Below are 381 nucleotides of genomic sequence, written 5' to 3'. Positions count from 1 at the left end.
CTTCCGCACGGTCGATGGCATCCGGGCTGGTACCGATAACCGGTACGCCAGCAGCTTCCAGCGCGCGCGCCAGTTTCAGCGGGGTCTGACCGCCGTACTGAACGATAACGCCTTTCGGCTTCTCAATACGCACAATTTCCAGCACGTCTTCCAGCGTTACCGGTTCGAAGTAGAGGCGGTCGGAGGTGTCGTAGTCGGTGGAGACGGTTTCCGGGTTACAGTTAACCATAATGGTTTCATAACCATCTTCGCGCAGCGCCAGCGAGGCGTGTACACAGCAGTAGTCGAATTCGATACCCTGACCGATACGGTTCGGGCCGCCGCCGAGCACCATGATTTTTTCACGATCGGTGGACGGATTCGCTTCGCACTCTTCTTCAT

1 pseudogene is annotated in these 381 nt (G+C 57.2%); it reads right to left on the bottom strand.

Going from position 1 to position 381, the window contains the following annotated elements:
- Positions 1-381: pseudogene (locus I6F38_RS43650) on the bottom strand (carbamoyl phosphate synthase large subunit); the annotation flags it as partial.

This window comes from Bradyrhizobium sp. BRP56, assembly GCF_020194035.1.
GTDB lineage: Bacteria > Pseudomonadota > Alphaproteobacteria > Rhizobiales > Xanthobacteraceae > Bradyrhizobium > Bradyrhizobium australafricanum.
This window is presented reverse-complemented; position numbering and strand designations above follow the sequence as displayed.